Source organism: Streptomyces sp. SAT1 (assembly GCF_001654495.1).
In the GTDB taxonomy this organism is placed as follows: domain Bacteria; phylum Actinomycetota; class Actinomycetes; order Streptomycetales; family Streptomycetaceae; genus Streptomyces; species Streptomyces andamanensis.
On the sequence record NZ_CP015849.1, the window covers coordinates 2,866,532 to 2,880,443 of the forward strand.

13 protein-coding genes are annotated in these 13,912 nt (G+C 72.0%); 4 read left to right on the forward strand and 9 right to left on the reverse strand.

The window, feature by feature from the left end:
* Positions 1–97: 97 nt before the first annotated feature.
* Positions 98–1,255: an acyl-CoA dehydrogenase family protein gene (locus tag A8713_RS12375; RefSeq protein WP_064533455.1), complete on the reverse strand. Its 1,158-nt coding sequence runs from the start codon at positions 1,253–1,255 to the stop codon at positions 98–100.
* 217 nt (positions 1,256–1,472) lie between these two features.
* On the opposite strand from A8713_RS12375, the gene A8713_RS12380 reads away from it, so the two are divergent.
* Positions 1,473–2,816, forward strand: a complete 1,344-nt coding sequence (locus A8713_RS12380; RefSeq protein ID WP_064533456.1) for a UDP-glucose dehydrogenase family protein — start codon at positions 1,473–1,475, stop codon at positions 2,814–2,816.
* 177 nt (positions 2,817–2,993) lie between these two features.
* On the opposite strand, the gene A8713_RS12385 is transcribed toward A8713_RS12380, so the two are convergent.
* Complete coding sequence (locus A8713_RS12385) at positions 2,994–3,500, reverse strand: CGNR zinc finger domain-containing protein (protein ID WP_064533457.1); 507 nt, start codon at positions 3,498–3,500, stop codon at positions 2,994–2,996.
* A 117-nt stretch (positions 3,501–3,617) separates the two neighbouring features.
* Here A8713_RS12385 and A8713_RS12390 point away from each other — a divergent pair, with 117 nt between their 5' ends.
* On the forward strand, positions 3,618–3,974 hold the full coding sequence (locus A8713_RS12390; protein ID WP_064533458.1) for a VOC family protein: 357 nt from the start codon (positions 3,618–3,620) through the stop codon (positions 3,972–3,974).
* A 116-nt stretch (positions 3,975–4,090) separates the two neighbouring features.
* On the opposite strand, the gene A8713_RS12395 is transcribed toward A8713_RS12390, so the two are convergent.
* The 3 genes from A8713_RS12395 to A8713_RS12405 are packed head-to-tail and all read right to left on the reverse strand — an operon-like array spanning position 4,091 to position 6,995.
* The gene (locus tag A8713_RS12395) at positions 4,091–5,278 is read right to left on the reverse strand and encodes a dipeptidase (RefSeq protein WP_064533459.1); all 1,188 of its coding nucleotides are present in this window, start codon (positions 5,276–5,278) and stop codon (positions 4,091–4,093) included.
* Positions 5,275–5,859 (reverse strand): 5-(carboxyamino)imidazole ribonucleotide mutase, encoded by a 585-nt coding sequence (gene purE, locus A8713_RS12400; protein ID WP_079158928.1) that lies wholly within the window; start codon positions 5,857–5,859, stop codon positions 5,275–5,277. Before purE ends, A8713_RS12395 begins: the two co-directional genes overlap by 4 nt.
* Positions 5,856–6,995, reverse strand: a complete 1,140-nt coding sequence (locus tag A8713_RS12405) for a 5-(carboxyamino)imidazole ribonucleotide synthase (RefSeq protein WP_064533460.1) — start codon at positions 6,993–6,995, stop codon at positions 5,856–5,858. The genes purE and A8713_RS12405 overlap by 4 nt, the downstream gene beginning before the upstream one ends.
* A 182-nt stretch (positions 6,996–7,177) precedes the next feature.
* Between A8713_RS12405 and A8713_RS12410 the strand changes: the two genes are divergently transcribed.
* Positions 7,178–7,747, forward strand: coding sequence for a GtrA family protein (locus A8713_RS12410; RefSeq protein WP_064533461.1), 570 nt, complete (start codon positions 7,178–7,180; stop codon positions 7,745–7,747).
* 75 nt (positions 7,748–7,822) lie between these two features.
* On the opposite strand, the gene A8713_RS12415 is transcribed toward A8713_RS12410, so the two are convergent.
* On the reverse strand, positions 7,823–9,094 hold the full coding sequence (locus A8713_RS12415) for an ATP-binding protein (protein ID WP_064533462.1): 1,272 nt from the start codon (positions 9,092–9,094) through the stop codon (positions 7,823–7,825).
* An 88-nt stretch (positions 9,095–9,182) separates the two neighbouring features.
* Positions 9,183–9,860, reverse strand: a complete 678-nt coding sequence (locus tag A8713_RS12420) for a response regulator transcription factor (RefSeq protein WP_064533465.1) — start codon at positions 9,858–9,860, stop codon at positions 9,183–9,185.
* A gap of 551 nt (positions 9,861–10,411) precedes the next feature.
* Here A8713_RS12420 and A8713_RS12425 point away from each other — a divergent pair.
* Positions 10,412–11,908: an oligopeptide:H+ symporter gene (locus tag A8713_RS12425; protein ID WP_064533466.1), complete on the forward strand. Its 1,497-nt coding sequence runs from the start codon at positions 10,412–10,414 to the stop codon at positions 11,906–11,908.
* Between the two features lie 656 nt (positions 11,909–12,564).
* On the opposite strand, the gene A8713_RS12430 is transcribed toward A8713_RS12425, so the two are convergent.
* Both A8713_RS12430 and A8713_RS12435 read right to left on the reverse strand, forming a co-directional pair.
* Positions 12,565–13,113 carry an ATP-binding protein gene (locus A8713_RS12430; RefSeq protein WP_064533468.1) on the reverse strand — a complete coding sequence of 183 codons (549 nt, stop codon included), beginning with the start codon at positions 13,111–13,113 and terminating at the stop codon, positions 12,565–12,567.
* Between the two features lie 203 nt (positions 13,114–13,316).
* A complete protein-coding gene (locus A8713_RS12435; RefSeq protein WP_064533470.1) occupies positions 13,317–13,739 on the reverse strand; it encodes an STAS domain-containing protein in 423 nt (140 codons plus the stop codon).
* Positions 13,740–13,912 lie beyond the last annotated feature (173 nt).

Here is a 13,912-nt window from a genome sequence, read left to right on the forward strand (position 1 = left end):
CCGGGGCAGGCCGCTCGGCCAACTTCCGTGCCCCGGAAAGCCGTCGCCCCCCGTCCCGGCGGACGAGGGGCGAGGGCAGCGGTGCGGGTACGGGCGGTTACGGCAGGTTACGGGCCATCACGATCCGCTGGACCTGGTTCGTGCCCTCATAGATCTGGGTGATCTTGGCGTCGCGCATCATGCGCTCCACCGGGTAGTCACGGGTGTAGCCGTAGCCGCCGAGGAGCTGGACGGCGTCGGTGGTGACCTCCATGGCGATGTCCGAGGCGAAGCACTTGGCGGCGGCGCCCTGGTAGGTCAGATCGGCGTCGACCCGCTCGGAGGCGGCGGCGGCCTGGTAGGTCAGGGCGCGGGCCGCGGAGACCTTCATGGCCATGTCGGCGAGCATGAACTGGATGCCCTGGAAGTCGGCGATCGGCTTGCCGAACTGCTTGCGCTCCTTGACGTAGCCCTTGGCGTAGTCGAGGGCGCCCTGGGCGATGCCGAGGGCCTGGGCGGCGATGGTGATGCGGGTGTGGTCGAGGGTCTTCATCGCGGTGGCGAAGCCGGTGCCCTCGGCGCCGATCATGCGGTCGGCGGGGATGCGCACGTTGTCGAGGTAGACCTCGCGGGTCGGGGAGCCCTTGATGCCGAGCTTCTTCTCCGGGGCGCCGAAGGAGACGCCCTCGTCGGACTTCTCGACGACGAAGGCGGAGATGCCCTTGGAGCGCTTCTCCGGGGCGGTGACGGCCATCACCGTGTAGAAGTCGGAGACGCCCGCGTTGGTGATCCAGCGCTTGACGCCGTTGAGCACGTAGTGGTCGCCGTCGCGGACCGCCTTCGTCTTCATGCCGGCCGCGTCCGAGCCCGCGTCCGGCTCGGAGAGGCAGTACGAGAACATGGCGTCGCCCTTGGCGAGCGGGCCCAGGTACTTCTTCTTCAGCTCCTCGGAGCCGGAGAGGATCACCGGGAGCGAGCCCAGCTTGTTCACGGCGGGGATCAGGGAGGAGGACGCGCAGACGCGGGCCACCTCCTCGATCACGATGACGGTGGCGAGGGCGTCCGCGCCCGCGCCGCCGTAGCTCTCGGGGACGTGCACGGCGTGCAGGTCGTTCGCGACCAGGGCGTCGAGGGCCTCCTGCGGGAAGCGGGCCTCCTCGTCCACCGCGGCGGCGTACGGCGCGATCTTCGCCTCGGCCAGCGAGCGGACGGCGTCGCGGAGCATGTCGTGCTCCTCGGACGGGCGGTACAGGTCGAAGTCAGCCGATCCGGCCAAGGTCTCTCACGCTCCAAAGACGACCAGTGATGAACAGGTGATGACGAGCGGCGATGCTAATTACCGTTAAGTAACTCGAATTTTAGGGGCCTGCTCACGTGAGCGGTACGTGAGCTTGGCGACAACGGGTGGCTGTGGGGACATTGCCCCGCGCGGGCCGCCCGCACGCCCCCGATATGCTCGGGCAGCGCGTCCCGTCGTCCCTCCTGGAGCACCCATGAGCCTGAAGATCACCGTGATCGGCACCGGCTATCTCGGCGCCACCCACGCCGCGGCCATGGCCGAGATGGGCTTCGAGGTGCTGGGCCTTGACGTGGTCCCCGAGAAGATCGAGATGCTGCGCCGGGGCGAGGTCCCCATGTACGAGCCCGGTCTGGGGGACCTGCTGCGCCGCCATGTGGCCGGTATCGAGGGCTCCACCGGACGGCTGCGCTTCACCCAGGACTGGGCCGAGGCGGGGGCGTTCGGCGACGTCCACTTCCTCTGCGTGAACACTCCGCAGAAGCACGGCGAGTACGCCTGCGACATGTCCTACGTCGACTCGGCGGTCGGCTCGCTCGCCCCCCACCTGGCCGGGCCCGCGCTCGTCGTCGGCAAGTCCACGGTGCCGGTGGGCTCGGCGGACCGGCTGGCCCGTACGCTCGCCGCGCTCGCGCCCGCGGGCGAGGACGCCGAGCTGGCCTGGAACCCCGAGTTCCTGCGGGAGGGCTTCGCCGTCCGGGACACCCTGCACCCGGACCGGATCGTGGTCGGCGTGCGCAGCGAGCGGGCCGAGAAGCTGCTGCGCGAGGTGTACGCCACGCCGATCGCCGAGGGCTCCCCCTTCGTGGTCACCGACTTCCCCACCGCCGAGCTGGTGAAGACCTCCGCGAACTCCTTCCTGGCCACCAAGATCTCCTTCATCAACGCCATGGCCGAGGTGTGCGAGGCCGCCGACGGCGATGTCGCCAAGCTCGCGGAGGCCATCGGGTACGACGACCGGATCGGCCGGAAGTTCCTGCGCGCCGGGATCGGCTTCGGCGGGGGCTGCCTGCCCAAGGACATCCGCGCCTTCATGGCGCGCGCCGGTGAGCTGGGCGCCGACCAGGCGCTGACCTTCCTGCGCGAGATCGACTCGATCAACATGCGCCAGCGCGGGCGGATGGTCGAGCTGACCCGGCAGGCGCTGGGCGGCGGGCCGTTCCTCGGCCGGCGGATCGCGGTGCTGGGCGCCACCTTCAAGCCCGACTCGGACGACGTACGGGACTCCCCCGCGCTCAACGTCGCGGGCCAGATCCACCTCCAGGGCGGCCAGGTGACCGTCTACGACCCCAAGGGCATGGACAACGCGCGCCGCCTCTTCCCGACGCTCGGCTACGCCGACTCGGCGCTGGAGGCGGTGCGCGGCGCCGATGCCGTGCTGCATCTGACCGAGTGGCAGCAGTTCCGCGAGCTGGACCCGGCCGAGCTGGGCGAGGCCGTCGCGGCCCGGCTCGTCCTCGACGGCCGCAACGCGCTCGACGCGGAGCTGTGGCGGCGGGCCGGCTGGACGTATCGGGCGATGGGCCGCCCGACGGCCTGAGCCGCGGCCCGCGGGGCACGGACGGTCCCTGCGGCACGCCGGGGCGTGTACGGCGCGCTCTGCGCGCTCAGACGCGCGCCCATGTGTACACAGGGACGCGCGGGCGGCGCCGGTTCGGCCGAGGCTCAGTCGGCCGAACCGGCGCCTTCCGGCATTCTCGCACCACCGGACGGGTGTTCAGGATTCCCTGGCGCGGTACCGGCGCATCTTCGCGCGCGCCCCGCACACCTGCATCGAGCACCAGCGGCGGCGGCCCGCCGGGCTGCGGTCGTAGTACGCCCAGTGGCAGGTGCCGGCCTCGCACGCCTTCAGCCGGGCCCAGGTGCCCGCGACCAGCGCCTCGGCCACGGCGGCGGCGACCCGGGAGAGCAGCGGTCCGCCGTCGGCGGGGGTCAGGGCGGCGGCGCCGTCCCGCGCGTCGACGGCGACCACCAGCGGGGCCCGTGCCAGCAGCTCGCCGAGCGGGGTCACCCGGCCGTGCGGGGCGTGGCCGGCGTGCGCGAGCAGGACGGCGCGCAGCGACTCGCGCAGCTCGCGCGCCCGGGGCAGGTCCGCCTCGGTGATCCCGAAGCGCTCCAGGTTCTCCGCCGTGCCGAGCGAGTCCGCTGTCGTCTCGATGTCCAGGGTGTTGACCAGGGACTCGATCAGCGCCAGGCCGCCGGGCGCGGACGATCTGTCACTCATGCCAGTGACGGTACCGCGCAAAGAGCTTGCGCCGTTACCGGAGATCGGCAAGCATGCAGTAACGGTTACTGGTTACTCGCCCTTACAGGTAACCATCGTCATCACCAGGAGGAAGTCATGGCTCTCGCCAAGCTGGGTGTCGTCGTACTGGACTGCCCCGACCCGCGCGCGCTCGCCGGTTTCTACGCCGAGGTGCTCGGCGGGACCGTCGAGGGCGAGGGCGAATGGGTGGACCTGAAGGTGCCGGGCGGGGTGGCGCTCGCCTTCCAGCGGGCGCCCGGCTGGGTCCCGCCGAAGTGGCCCGCGGCGGACGCCTCGCAGCAGTTCCATCTGGACCTGGAGGTCGAGGATCTGGACACGGCCGAGCAGGGCGTCCTCGCCCTGGGCGCCAAGCCGCTGGCCCACCCGGACGGCAGGGGCTTCCGGGTCTACGCCGACCCGGCCGGCCACCCGTTCTGTCTCTGCGCCTGCTGAGGCGGAACGCTCAGCCGCTGTAGTGGTAGCGGGTAGCGGGCCTTGAAGATCTTCACTTCCTTGGCGTCCGTACCGGGCACCGGTACCACTGCCGTACCGGCGCCCGGTACCACCTGTCAGCCGTCCAGCTCCCCGATCGTCGCGTTCGACGGGGCGCGGGTGGCCCGCAGATCGCGGGCGACGTCCTCGGCGGCGCCCAGGACGCGTACCGCGTTCTGCCAGGTCAGCTTGGCCAGGTCGGTCCGCGACCAGCCGCGCTCCAGCAGCTCGGCGATGAGGCGGGGGTAGCCGGAGACGTCGTCCAGGCCGTCCGGGGTGAAGGCCGTGCCGTCGTAGTCGCCGCCGATGCCGAGGTGGTCGATGCCGGCCACCTCGCGCATGTGGTCGAGGTGGTCGGCGACGGTGGCCGCCGTGGCGACCGGGCGCGGGTGGGACGCCTCGAAGGCCCGGTGGACCTTCATGCCCTCCTCGGTGGTGTCGAGGTGGTGCAGCCCGTGCGCGCGCATGTTCTCGTCCGCGGCGGCCGTCCAGTCGACGGCGGCCTGGAGGACGAACTTCGGCACGAAGGTGACCATGGCCATGCCGCCGTTGGCGGGCAGGCGTCCGAGCACGTCGTCCGGGATGTTGCGCGGGTGGTCGCAGACGGCCCGCGCCGAGGAGTGGGAGAAGATCACCGGGGCCGCGGAGGTGTCCAGCGCGTCCCGCATGGTCGTCGCGGCCACATGGGACAGGTCGACCAGCATGCCCAGGCGGTTCATCTCCCGGACCACCTCGCGGCCGAAGGCCGACAGGCCGCCCACGCCCGGCTCGTCCGTCGCCGAGTCCGCCCACGCCACGTTGTCGTTGTGGGTGAGGGTCATGTAGCGCACCCCGAGGGCGTACAGACCGCGCAGCGTGCCCAGCGAGTTCGCGATGGAGTGGCCGCCCTCGGCACCCATCAGGGAGGCGATCCGGCCGTCCGCGCGGGCCGCCTCCATGTCGGCGGCGGTGCGGGCCGGTGCCAGGTGCGCCGGGTAGCGCTCCAGCAACTGCCGTACGCCGTCGATCTGTTCGAGGGTCGCCGGGACCGGGTCGGGCAGGTCCGAGCGGACGTACACCGACCAGTACTGCGCGCCGACCCCGCCCGCGCGCAGCCGCGGGATGTCGGTGTGCAGATGGGCGGCCTGGTCCACGGCGATGTCCCGGGCGCCGAGGTCGTAGCGGACCTGCTCGCGCAGGGCCCAGGGCAGGTCGTTGTGGCCGTCGACGACCGGGAACTCCCGCAGCAGCTCGCGGGCCTGCTCCAGCGCGCTCACCGCGGTCACTTCCCCGTGCCGAAGCCGAAACCGGCCGCGCCCTCGACCTTGGCGCGCAGCCGCTTGCCCTTCTCGGTGGCCTGGTCGTTCAGGTCCTGCTGGAACTCCCGCATCCGGGCCTGGAGGTCCTCGTCGTGCGTGGCGAGGATGCGCGCGGCGAGCAGGCCCGCGTTGCGCGCGCCGCCGACCGACACCGTCGCGACCGGCACCCCGGCCGGCATCTGCACGATGGACAGCAGCGAGTCCATGCCGTCCAGGTACTTCAGCGGCACCGGGACACCGATCACCGGCAGCGGCGTGACCGAGGCGAGCATGCCGGGCAGATGGGCGGCGCCGCCCGCGCCCGCGATGACCGCCTTCAGCCCGCGCTCGGCCGCCTGCTCGCCGTAGGTGATCATCTCGCGGGGCATGCGGTGCGCGGAGACGACGTCGACCTCGTAGGAGATCTCGAACTCGTCGAGCGCCTTCGCGGCGGCCTCCATGACGGGCCAGTCGGAGTCCGATCCCATGACGATGCCCACCAGAGGAAAGGAGCGCGCGTCAGCGCTCGTCGAGGGGCGGTGGTCGGGCGACGGGTGGGCTGGGCTCATTCGGTGATCGTGCCTCTCAGGTAGCCGGCTGCGTGACGGGCGCGCTCCAGCACGTCGTCCAGGTCGTCGCCGTAGGTGTTGACGTGTCCGACCTTGCGGCCGGGCTTCACGTCCTTGCCGTACATGTGGATCTTCAGCTGGGGGTCGCGGGCCATGCAGTGCAGATACGCGGAGTACATGTCCGGGTAGTCGCCGCCGAGGACGTTCGCCATGACCGTCCACCTCGCGCGCGGGCGCGGGTCGCCCAGCGGCAGGTCCAGCACGGCGCGGACGTGGTTGGCGAACTGCGAGGTGATCGCGCCGTCCATCGACCAGTGGCCCGAGTTGTGCGGGCGCATCGCCAGCTCGTTGACGAGGACGCGGCCGTCGCGGGTCTGGAACAGCTCGACGGCGAGGTGGCCGACGACGTCCAGTTCCTTGGCGATGCGCAGGGCCATCTCCTCGGCCTGGAGCGCGAGGGACTCCGCCAGGTCCGGGGCCGGGGCGATCACCGTGTCGCACACGCCGTTCACCTGCCGGGACTCGACCACCGGGTAGGCCACGGCCTGGCCGTGCGGGGAGCGCACCACGTTGGCCGCCAGCTCCCGGACGAAGTCGACCTTCTCCTCGGCGAGCACGGGCACGCCCGCGCGGAACGGCTCGGCGGCCTCCTCGGCGGAGTCCACCACCCACACGCCCTTGCCGTCGTACCCGCCGCGCACGGTCTTCAGGACGACCGGGAAGCCGTCCCCCTCGGCCGCGAAGGCCGCCACGTCGGCCGGGTCGCTCACGACGCGGTGCCGCGGGCAGGGCACGCCGAGCGCGTCGAGCCGGGCGCGCATCACTCCCTTGTCCTGGGCGTGCACCAGCGCCTCGGGGCCGGGGCGGACGGGGATGCCGTCCGCCTCCAGGGCCCGCAGATGCTCGGTGGGCACATGTTCGTGATCGAAGGTGATCACGTCGCAGCCCCGCGCGAAGGCACGCAGCGTCTCCAGATCGCGGTAGTCGCCGATGACGACATCGCTCACGACCTGTGCCGCGGAGTCCTGGGGGGTGTCACTGAGAAGCTTGAACCTGATGCCGAGCGGGATGCCCGCCTCGTGTGTCATACGAGCGAGCTGTCCACCGCCGACCATGCCGACTACCGGGAACGTCACGCCCCCAGGGTATCCGCCGCGCCACGGCGGCCGGATTCCGCGCCCGGTGTCCGGATCCGGTGGTCCCGGCCCGGCCGGCGCGAACCGGCCGCCGCTCCCGCCCGGCGCGCGGGCGCCGCCCCGCCGCGCTGGATAGCATGGGCGGGTTGACGACACCGAACCGGGCGGAGGCCTGCACGACCATGGACCGTGGTTCCTCGGGGCACCGACCGGCGCCCGCGGCTCCCCCGGCGGCCCGGAGAGCGCTGCTGCGGCGCATCGGGCGGGCCTGGCGTGAGGTCGCCAAGTTCGGCGCGGTGGGCGGAGCGGGGCTGCTGGTCAACCTGCTCGTGTTCAACCTCGTCCGGCACACCACCGACCTCCAGGTGGTGCGGGCGAGCGTGATCGCCACCATCGTGTCGATCGTCTTCAACTACATCGGCTTCCGGTACTTCACCTACCGGGACCGGGACAAGAGCGGCCGCACCAAGGAACTCACCCTGTTCCTGCTGTTCAGCGCGATCGGCCTGGTCATCGAGAACGGCGTGCTCTATCTGGCGACGTACGGCTTCGGCTGGGACAGCCCGATCCAGAGCAATGTCTTCAAGTTCCTCGGCATCGGCATCGCCACCCTGTTCCGCTTCTGGTCCTACCGCAGCTGGGTCTTCCGCGCCCTGCCCGCCCATGACACCGCGGCCGGCGCCGGACCGCTGCCGGGCGGGGCGGCGGGCCGGGACGCGGCGGCGCAGGCCCGCAGCGACGCCTACCGCTGATCACGGGCGCCTGCCGCCGAGTCGTACGCCTGATCCCGTACGCCCCGCCCGGCCGGACGCCGCCCCGGTCGCCGCTCAGCGCACCGTCGTCCCGTCCTCCGCGGACCGCTGCAACGGGGGTGTGCGGGACAGGAACAGGCCGAAGACCGGGGGCAATGCCTGGAGGAGCTCCAGGCGGCCGCCGTCCGCCTCGGCCAGGTCGCGGGCGACGGCGAGGCCGATCCCCGTGGAGTTGCGGCCGCTGATGGTGCGCTCGAAGATCCGGGCGCCCAGGTCGGCGGGGACCCCGGGTCCCTCGTCGGTGACCTCCACGACCGCCTGGTTGCCGGTGACACGGGTGCGCAGCGCCACCGTGCCGCCGCCGTGCATGAGCGAGTTCTCGATCAGCGCCGCCAGCACCTGCGCGACCGCGCCCGGCGTGCCCACGGCCCGCAGATGCCGCTTGCCCGAGCTGACGATCGCCCGGCCCGCGCTGCGGTAGGCGGGACGCCACTCGGCGATCTGCTGCTGGATGACCTCGTCCAGGTCGAAGGTGACGGCGGAGCCGGTGCGCGGGTCGCGGGAGTTGGTCAGCAGGCGCTCCACCACGTCCGTCAGCCGCTCGACCTGGGTCAGCGCGACGTTCGCCTCCTCCTTGACCGTGTCCGGGTCGTCGGTGAGCGTGATCTCCTCCAGCCGCATGGACAGCGCGGTCAGCGGGGTGCGCAGCTGGTGGGAGGCGTCGGCGGCCAGCCGCCGTTCCGCGGTCAGCATCCGGGCGATGCGCTCGGCGGAACCGTCCAGCACATCGGCCACCCGGTCCAGCTCGGGCACGCCGTAGCGCTTGTGGCGGGGCCGGGGGTCGCCGGAGCCCAGCCGCTCGGCGGTCTCGGCCAGGTCGGTCAGCGGGGAGGCGAGCCGGTTGGCCTGGCGGATCGCCAGCAGTACGGCGGCGACCACCGCGAGCAGCGCCACCAGGCCGATGATCAGCAGGGTGCGGCCGACCTCGCGGGTGACCGAGGAGCGGGGCTCCTCCATCCGCACGCTCTCGCCCTGCTCGCCCCGGGCGGTGGAGTGGATGACGTCACCGGAGGGCTTGGTGCCCACCTCGATGGGCGGATGCCCGGGGATGCCGATCACCGCGTACTGGCCCGCGGCCACCTGGTCGGCGAGGATCTCCGCGTTGACGGTCTCCGCGCCCAGCAGTCTGCTGTCGACGATGCTGGCCAGCCGCAGCGCCTCGGAGTCGACCCGCTCCTGCGCGCTGTTGCTGATCGTGCGGGTCTCCACGATCACCAGGGAGACGCCGAAGACGGCGATCACCACGAGCACCACGGCGAGCGTGGACTGGATCAGTCGGCGGCGCATGTCCTCTTACCTGACGGTGCCGGTTGCCTGACGGTGCCGGATGGCCCGACGGTGCCGGACCCGGCCGGGTCCGTACCGCGGGCCGGACTCAGCTCTTCTCGAACCGGAAACCCACCCCGCGCACGGTCGCGATGTACCGGGGGTTGGCCGCGTCGTCGCCGAGCTTCTTGCGCAGCCAGGAGATGTGCATGTCGAGCGTCTTGGTCGACGACCACCAGGTGGTGTCCCAGACCTCGCGCATCAGCTGGTCGCGGGTGACGACCCGGCCCGCGTCCCGCACCAGCACCCGCAGCAGGTCGAACTCCTTGGCGGTGAGCTGGAGTTCCTCGTCGCCCATCCAGGCGCGGTGCGACTCGACGTCGATGCGCACGCCGTGCGTGGCCGGCGGCTGCTGGGGCTCGGCGGCGCCGCGCCGCAGCAGGGCCCGGACCCGGGCCAGCAGTTCGGCGAGCCGGAAGGGCTTGGTGACGTAGTCGTCGGCGCCCGCGTCCAGGCCGACGACGGTGTCCACCTCGTCGGCGCGCGCGGTCAGGATCAGGATGGGCACGGCGTGGCCCTCGGCACGCAGCCGGCGGGCGACCTCCAGGCCGTCCATACCGGGCAGACCGAGGTCCAGCACGACCAGGTCGACACCGCCCTGCATTCCGGCGTCGAGCGCGGTGGGTCCGTCCTCACGCACCTCGACCTCGTAACCTTCCCGGCGCAGTGCGCGGGCCAGCGGCTCCGAGATGGACGCGTCGTCCTCGGCGAGCAGTACACGGGTCATGGGGTGATGGTAGTCCGCCCGCGCCGCCCGCCGGGGTGACCTGCGGTGTGATCGGCGTCCGGCGCTCTTACTTTGCGGCGCTATGGTCGCGGCCTTTCCGGCGTCATGGTCACAAACCCTTCACCGCGTCCGCGCCAAGCCGCTGACCTGGGGTGCGAACCTTGAATAAACCTTCGAAAAGGCGTGTGCGGTTCCCTCATCCCCTGTGATCCCTGTCTCAAGTCCTTCCATATCCGGCACTGTCCTGCCGTATGGTGAGTTGAACGCCTGTAGCACGCAGCGGACCTTTGGCGCTCTTTAGACGCTGAGGGTCCCTTTTGTGTGCGGGCCGGTTCTTTCCGGCCTCGAAAAGGAATGACCTAGGGCCGGGCCTCACCGGACGCATCGTCGCGTCGCGAGGCGTGGATCCCGGTGGCCGCCGTCCGTAGCTCCGTGACCCGGGGCGCAGTCCCCTGGGCGTGGGGTGGACGACGGCCCTGCCGGTGCCGGCCAGCCCCCCACCGGGCGCGTACCGGCTCGCCGCGGCGCGTCCCGACCAGCAAGGAACGACCATGGCGTCCAGCCTGACGAAGGACTCGGTCCATCCGGGCACCCCCGGTTCCGAGAAGACCTTCTTCGGCCACCCCCGCGGCCTGGCCACCCTCTTCATGACCGAGATGTGGGAGCGCTTCTCCTACTACGGCATGAGGGCCCTGCTCCCGCTGTACCTGGTGGCCCCGGGCGGCCTGCACCTGAGTGCGGCCAGCGCGACCGCGATCTACTCGGTCTACCTGTCCCTCGTGTACCTGCTCGCCATGCCGGGCGGCTGGTTCGCGGACCGGGTCCTCGGCCCCCGCCGGACGGTCACCGTCGCCGGCACGGTCATCATGCTGGGCCATCTGACGCTGGCCCTGCCCTGGTCCGGCAGCTTCTTCGCCGGCCTCGGCCTCGTCGCCATCGGCTCCGGCCTGCTGAAGGCCAACATCTCCACCATGGTCGGCCACCTCTACAAGGGTGCCGACGACCCGCGCCGCGACGGCGGCTTCACGATCTTCTACATCGGGATCAACCTCGGTGCCTTCGCCGCGCCGCTGATCATCGGCACCATCGGCGAGAACGTGAACTGGCACATCGGCTTCGCGCTCGCCGCGCTCGGCATGGCGCTGGGCCTGGCCCAGTTCCTGCTCGGCACCCGCCATCTGAACCCGCGCTCCGACGTCGTACCGACGCCGCTGTCCGCGCAGGAGAAGTCGTCGCTGCTGCGCAAGTCGGCCCTGTGGGCGGCCGTCGCGGTCGTCTTCTACGCGATCGTCGGCCTCTCCGGCGCCTACACCCTGAACTGGCTGCTGGTGCCGATCACCGTCGCCGGTCTGCTGATCCCGGTCGCGGTCATCGCCCGGATCAAGCGGGACAAGGACCTGGACCGCACCGAGCAGTCGAAGATGACCGCGTACATCTGGTTCTTCGTCGCCGCCGCGGTCTTCTGGATGATCTACGACCAGGGCGGCTCGACCCTGTCGCTGTTCGCCGAGAAGTCCGCCGAGAACAGCGTCTTCGGCTGGAACTTCCCGGTCTCCTGGTACCAGTCGGTCAACCCGGTCCTGATCATGGCGTGCGCGCCGGTCTTCGCCTGGCTGTGGCTCGCGCTGGCCCGGCGCGGCAAGGAGCCGAGCACCGCGGTCAAGTTCACGATGGGCCTGGTGCTGGTCGGCGCCTCCTTCTTCCTCTTCCTCGCCCCGCTGGCCATCGCCGACGGCGGGCACAAGGCGGCGGCGCTGTGGCTGGTGGCGATCTACTTCGTCCAGACCGTCGGTGAGCTGACCCTCTCCCCGGTCGGCCTGTCGGTCACCACGAAGATGGCGCCCGCGAAGTACGCCTCGCAGATGATGGGCGTCTGGTTCCTGGCCGTCACCGCGGGCGACGCCACGACCGGTCTGCTCTCCATCGCCGGGGTCGACCTCAACAAGACCGGCATCGTCGCGCTGGAGGCCACGCTCGCGGTGCTCGCCGGTGTCGCGGTGTGGATGTACCGCAAGAAGGTCAAGGAACTCATGGGCGACGTGCGCTGACGCCCGCCCGCCGGACCCTCCAGGGCCGCCGCGTCCCCACCGGGGTGCGGCGGCCCTGCGGGTTTCCGGGGCGGGGGGGCGGGGCGGACACGTGGGCGATCGCGGGGGCGTGCACGGGTGGGGCCGTACCGGTCCCCGGCGGGCCGCGTGGACCGCATGGGCCGCGTGGGCCGCGTGGGCCGCAGGGACCGGGCACGCGGACGCGGCTGATGTATGTCCCGGGGGGGGAGCCGGGGGCGCGCGGGCCGGACGCGACGGCGCGCGAGGCGTGGGTCCCGGCAGGCGCACGGGGGGGCGGCAGGGCCAGGAGCCTGGCCGGGCCAGAGCGCTGAGGCGAGGGAGCGCGACCGGCGCGGGGACGGGCAGGCGCGCGTGGACGCGGCCCGGCGCCGGAATCGGGGCGCGGCCCGCGCGAGGCCGACGGGCGGACACGGCGAGCGGGCGGGCGCGATCGGCGTACGCGGCCAGCAGGCGCGCGCGGGTCCCGGCCGTCGGGAGGCCGCCAGGCATGCTCAGGTACGGCATGCGTACGCGGGCGCAACCGACGTACGCGGAGGCTGCGGGCGTACGCGGACGCTGCGGGCGTACGCGGACGCTGCGGGCGTACGCGGAGGCTGCGGGAGGCGGCGGGCGCCCAGGCGCCCGCCGTGCGCGTCCTACGCCGGTGCGCCCAGTTCCGCCCACACCTTCTTGCCGGCGACGCCCGGGACCCGGACCACGCCCCAGTCCAGGCACAGGCGCTGGACGATGAACATGCCGTGACCGCCGGGGCGGCCCGCGCGGTGCGGGGTGCGGGGTGCGGGCTGGCCGGCGCCGAGGTCGGAGACCTCGATGTGGATCACCTTGTTGTCACAGGTGATCTCCAGCCGGTCCGGGCCCTCGGCGTGCAGGCAGGCGTTGGTGACCAGTTCGGAGACGACGAGGAGGACGTCCTCGGCGGCGGCCCGCTGGTCGGCCGACGCGGCGGGCAGCCAGCCCCACGCGTACAGCGCCTGACGGGCGAAGTCGCGGGCGAGCGGCACGACGCCGCTCGTGCCGTCGAAGCTCAGTCTGCGGACCTGGCGGCCTGCCGACGGGGTCGCCGGCACGGCCGTCACACCCCCTGGGGAGGCGTCGTCGGCCGGCGCATCCCCCTCGGACGCCCCGGAAGCGCCGCTGGGCTCCGGGCCACGGTCGCCCGGCGAACAAGGCCGGGTGGTGCTCATCAGCGCTTCACCTCACCGATTCACCAGTTCACGATTCAAAAGTCACCACGCTCGTACATGGCCGGTACGCCACCGGTCGATCCGCTTCCGCATGTCTCCTGCCCGACCGATCCCGCGGAACACCCCCTGTTTCGTGCCACGCGGGAAAGAAAGGAAGGGAAGGAGTCCGCGGAAGGGGGCAGGGTGACGCCACCGCCGTCGGTTCAGCCGGTCCCGCCGGTCTCCCCGGCCCTCCCGGCAGCGCCGGGTCCGCCCCGCTCACCGGCCAGCGCGTCGTCGAGCGTGGCGTGCACGGTGAACACCGCGTCCGCCCCCGTGATCTCGAACACGCGCGCCACCACCGGCAGCATCCCCGCGAGATGCACACCTCCCCCGGCCGCCTCCGCCTTCAGCCGCGCCCCCAGCAGCACGTTCAGCCCGGTGGAATCGCAGAAGTCCAGGCGCGAGCAGTCCACCACCAGACGTGAGCGCCCCTTGTCGAGGCACTCCTCCAGCGGCTCGCGCAGAAGGTCGGCCGTGTGGTGGTCCAGTTCACCCGCCGGTGTCACGACGGCACTGGAGCCCTCTTGCCGCACCTCCACCAGAAGCCGGCCCGACTGTGCGCTGCCGACCGTCCCGCGGTCCATGCCGTCTCTCTCCCAGGAGTCGTGGCTGCTGACTGACGCCCTCGAACACTACGCCTTCCCCGACCGCCCCAACACCCGAACAACCGCACACAAACGGACATATACCGACAGAACGCACTTGCGATCGCCTCGGGAAAGCGGGTAGGGCTAGTAGGGACACGTAACCGACACGG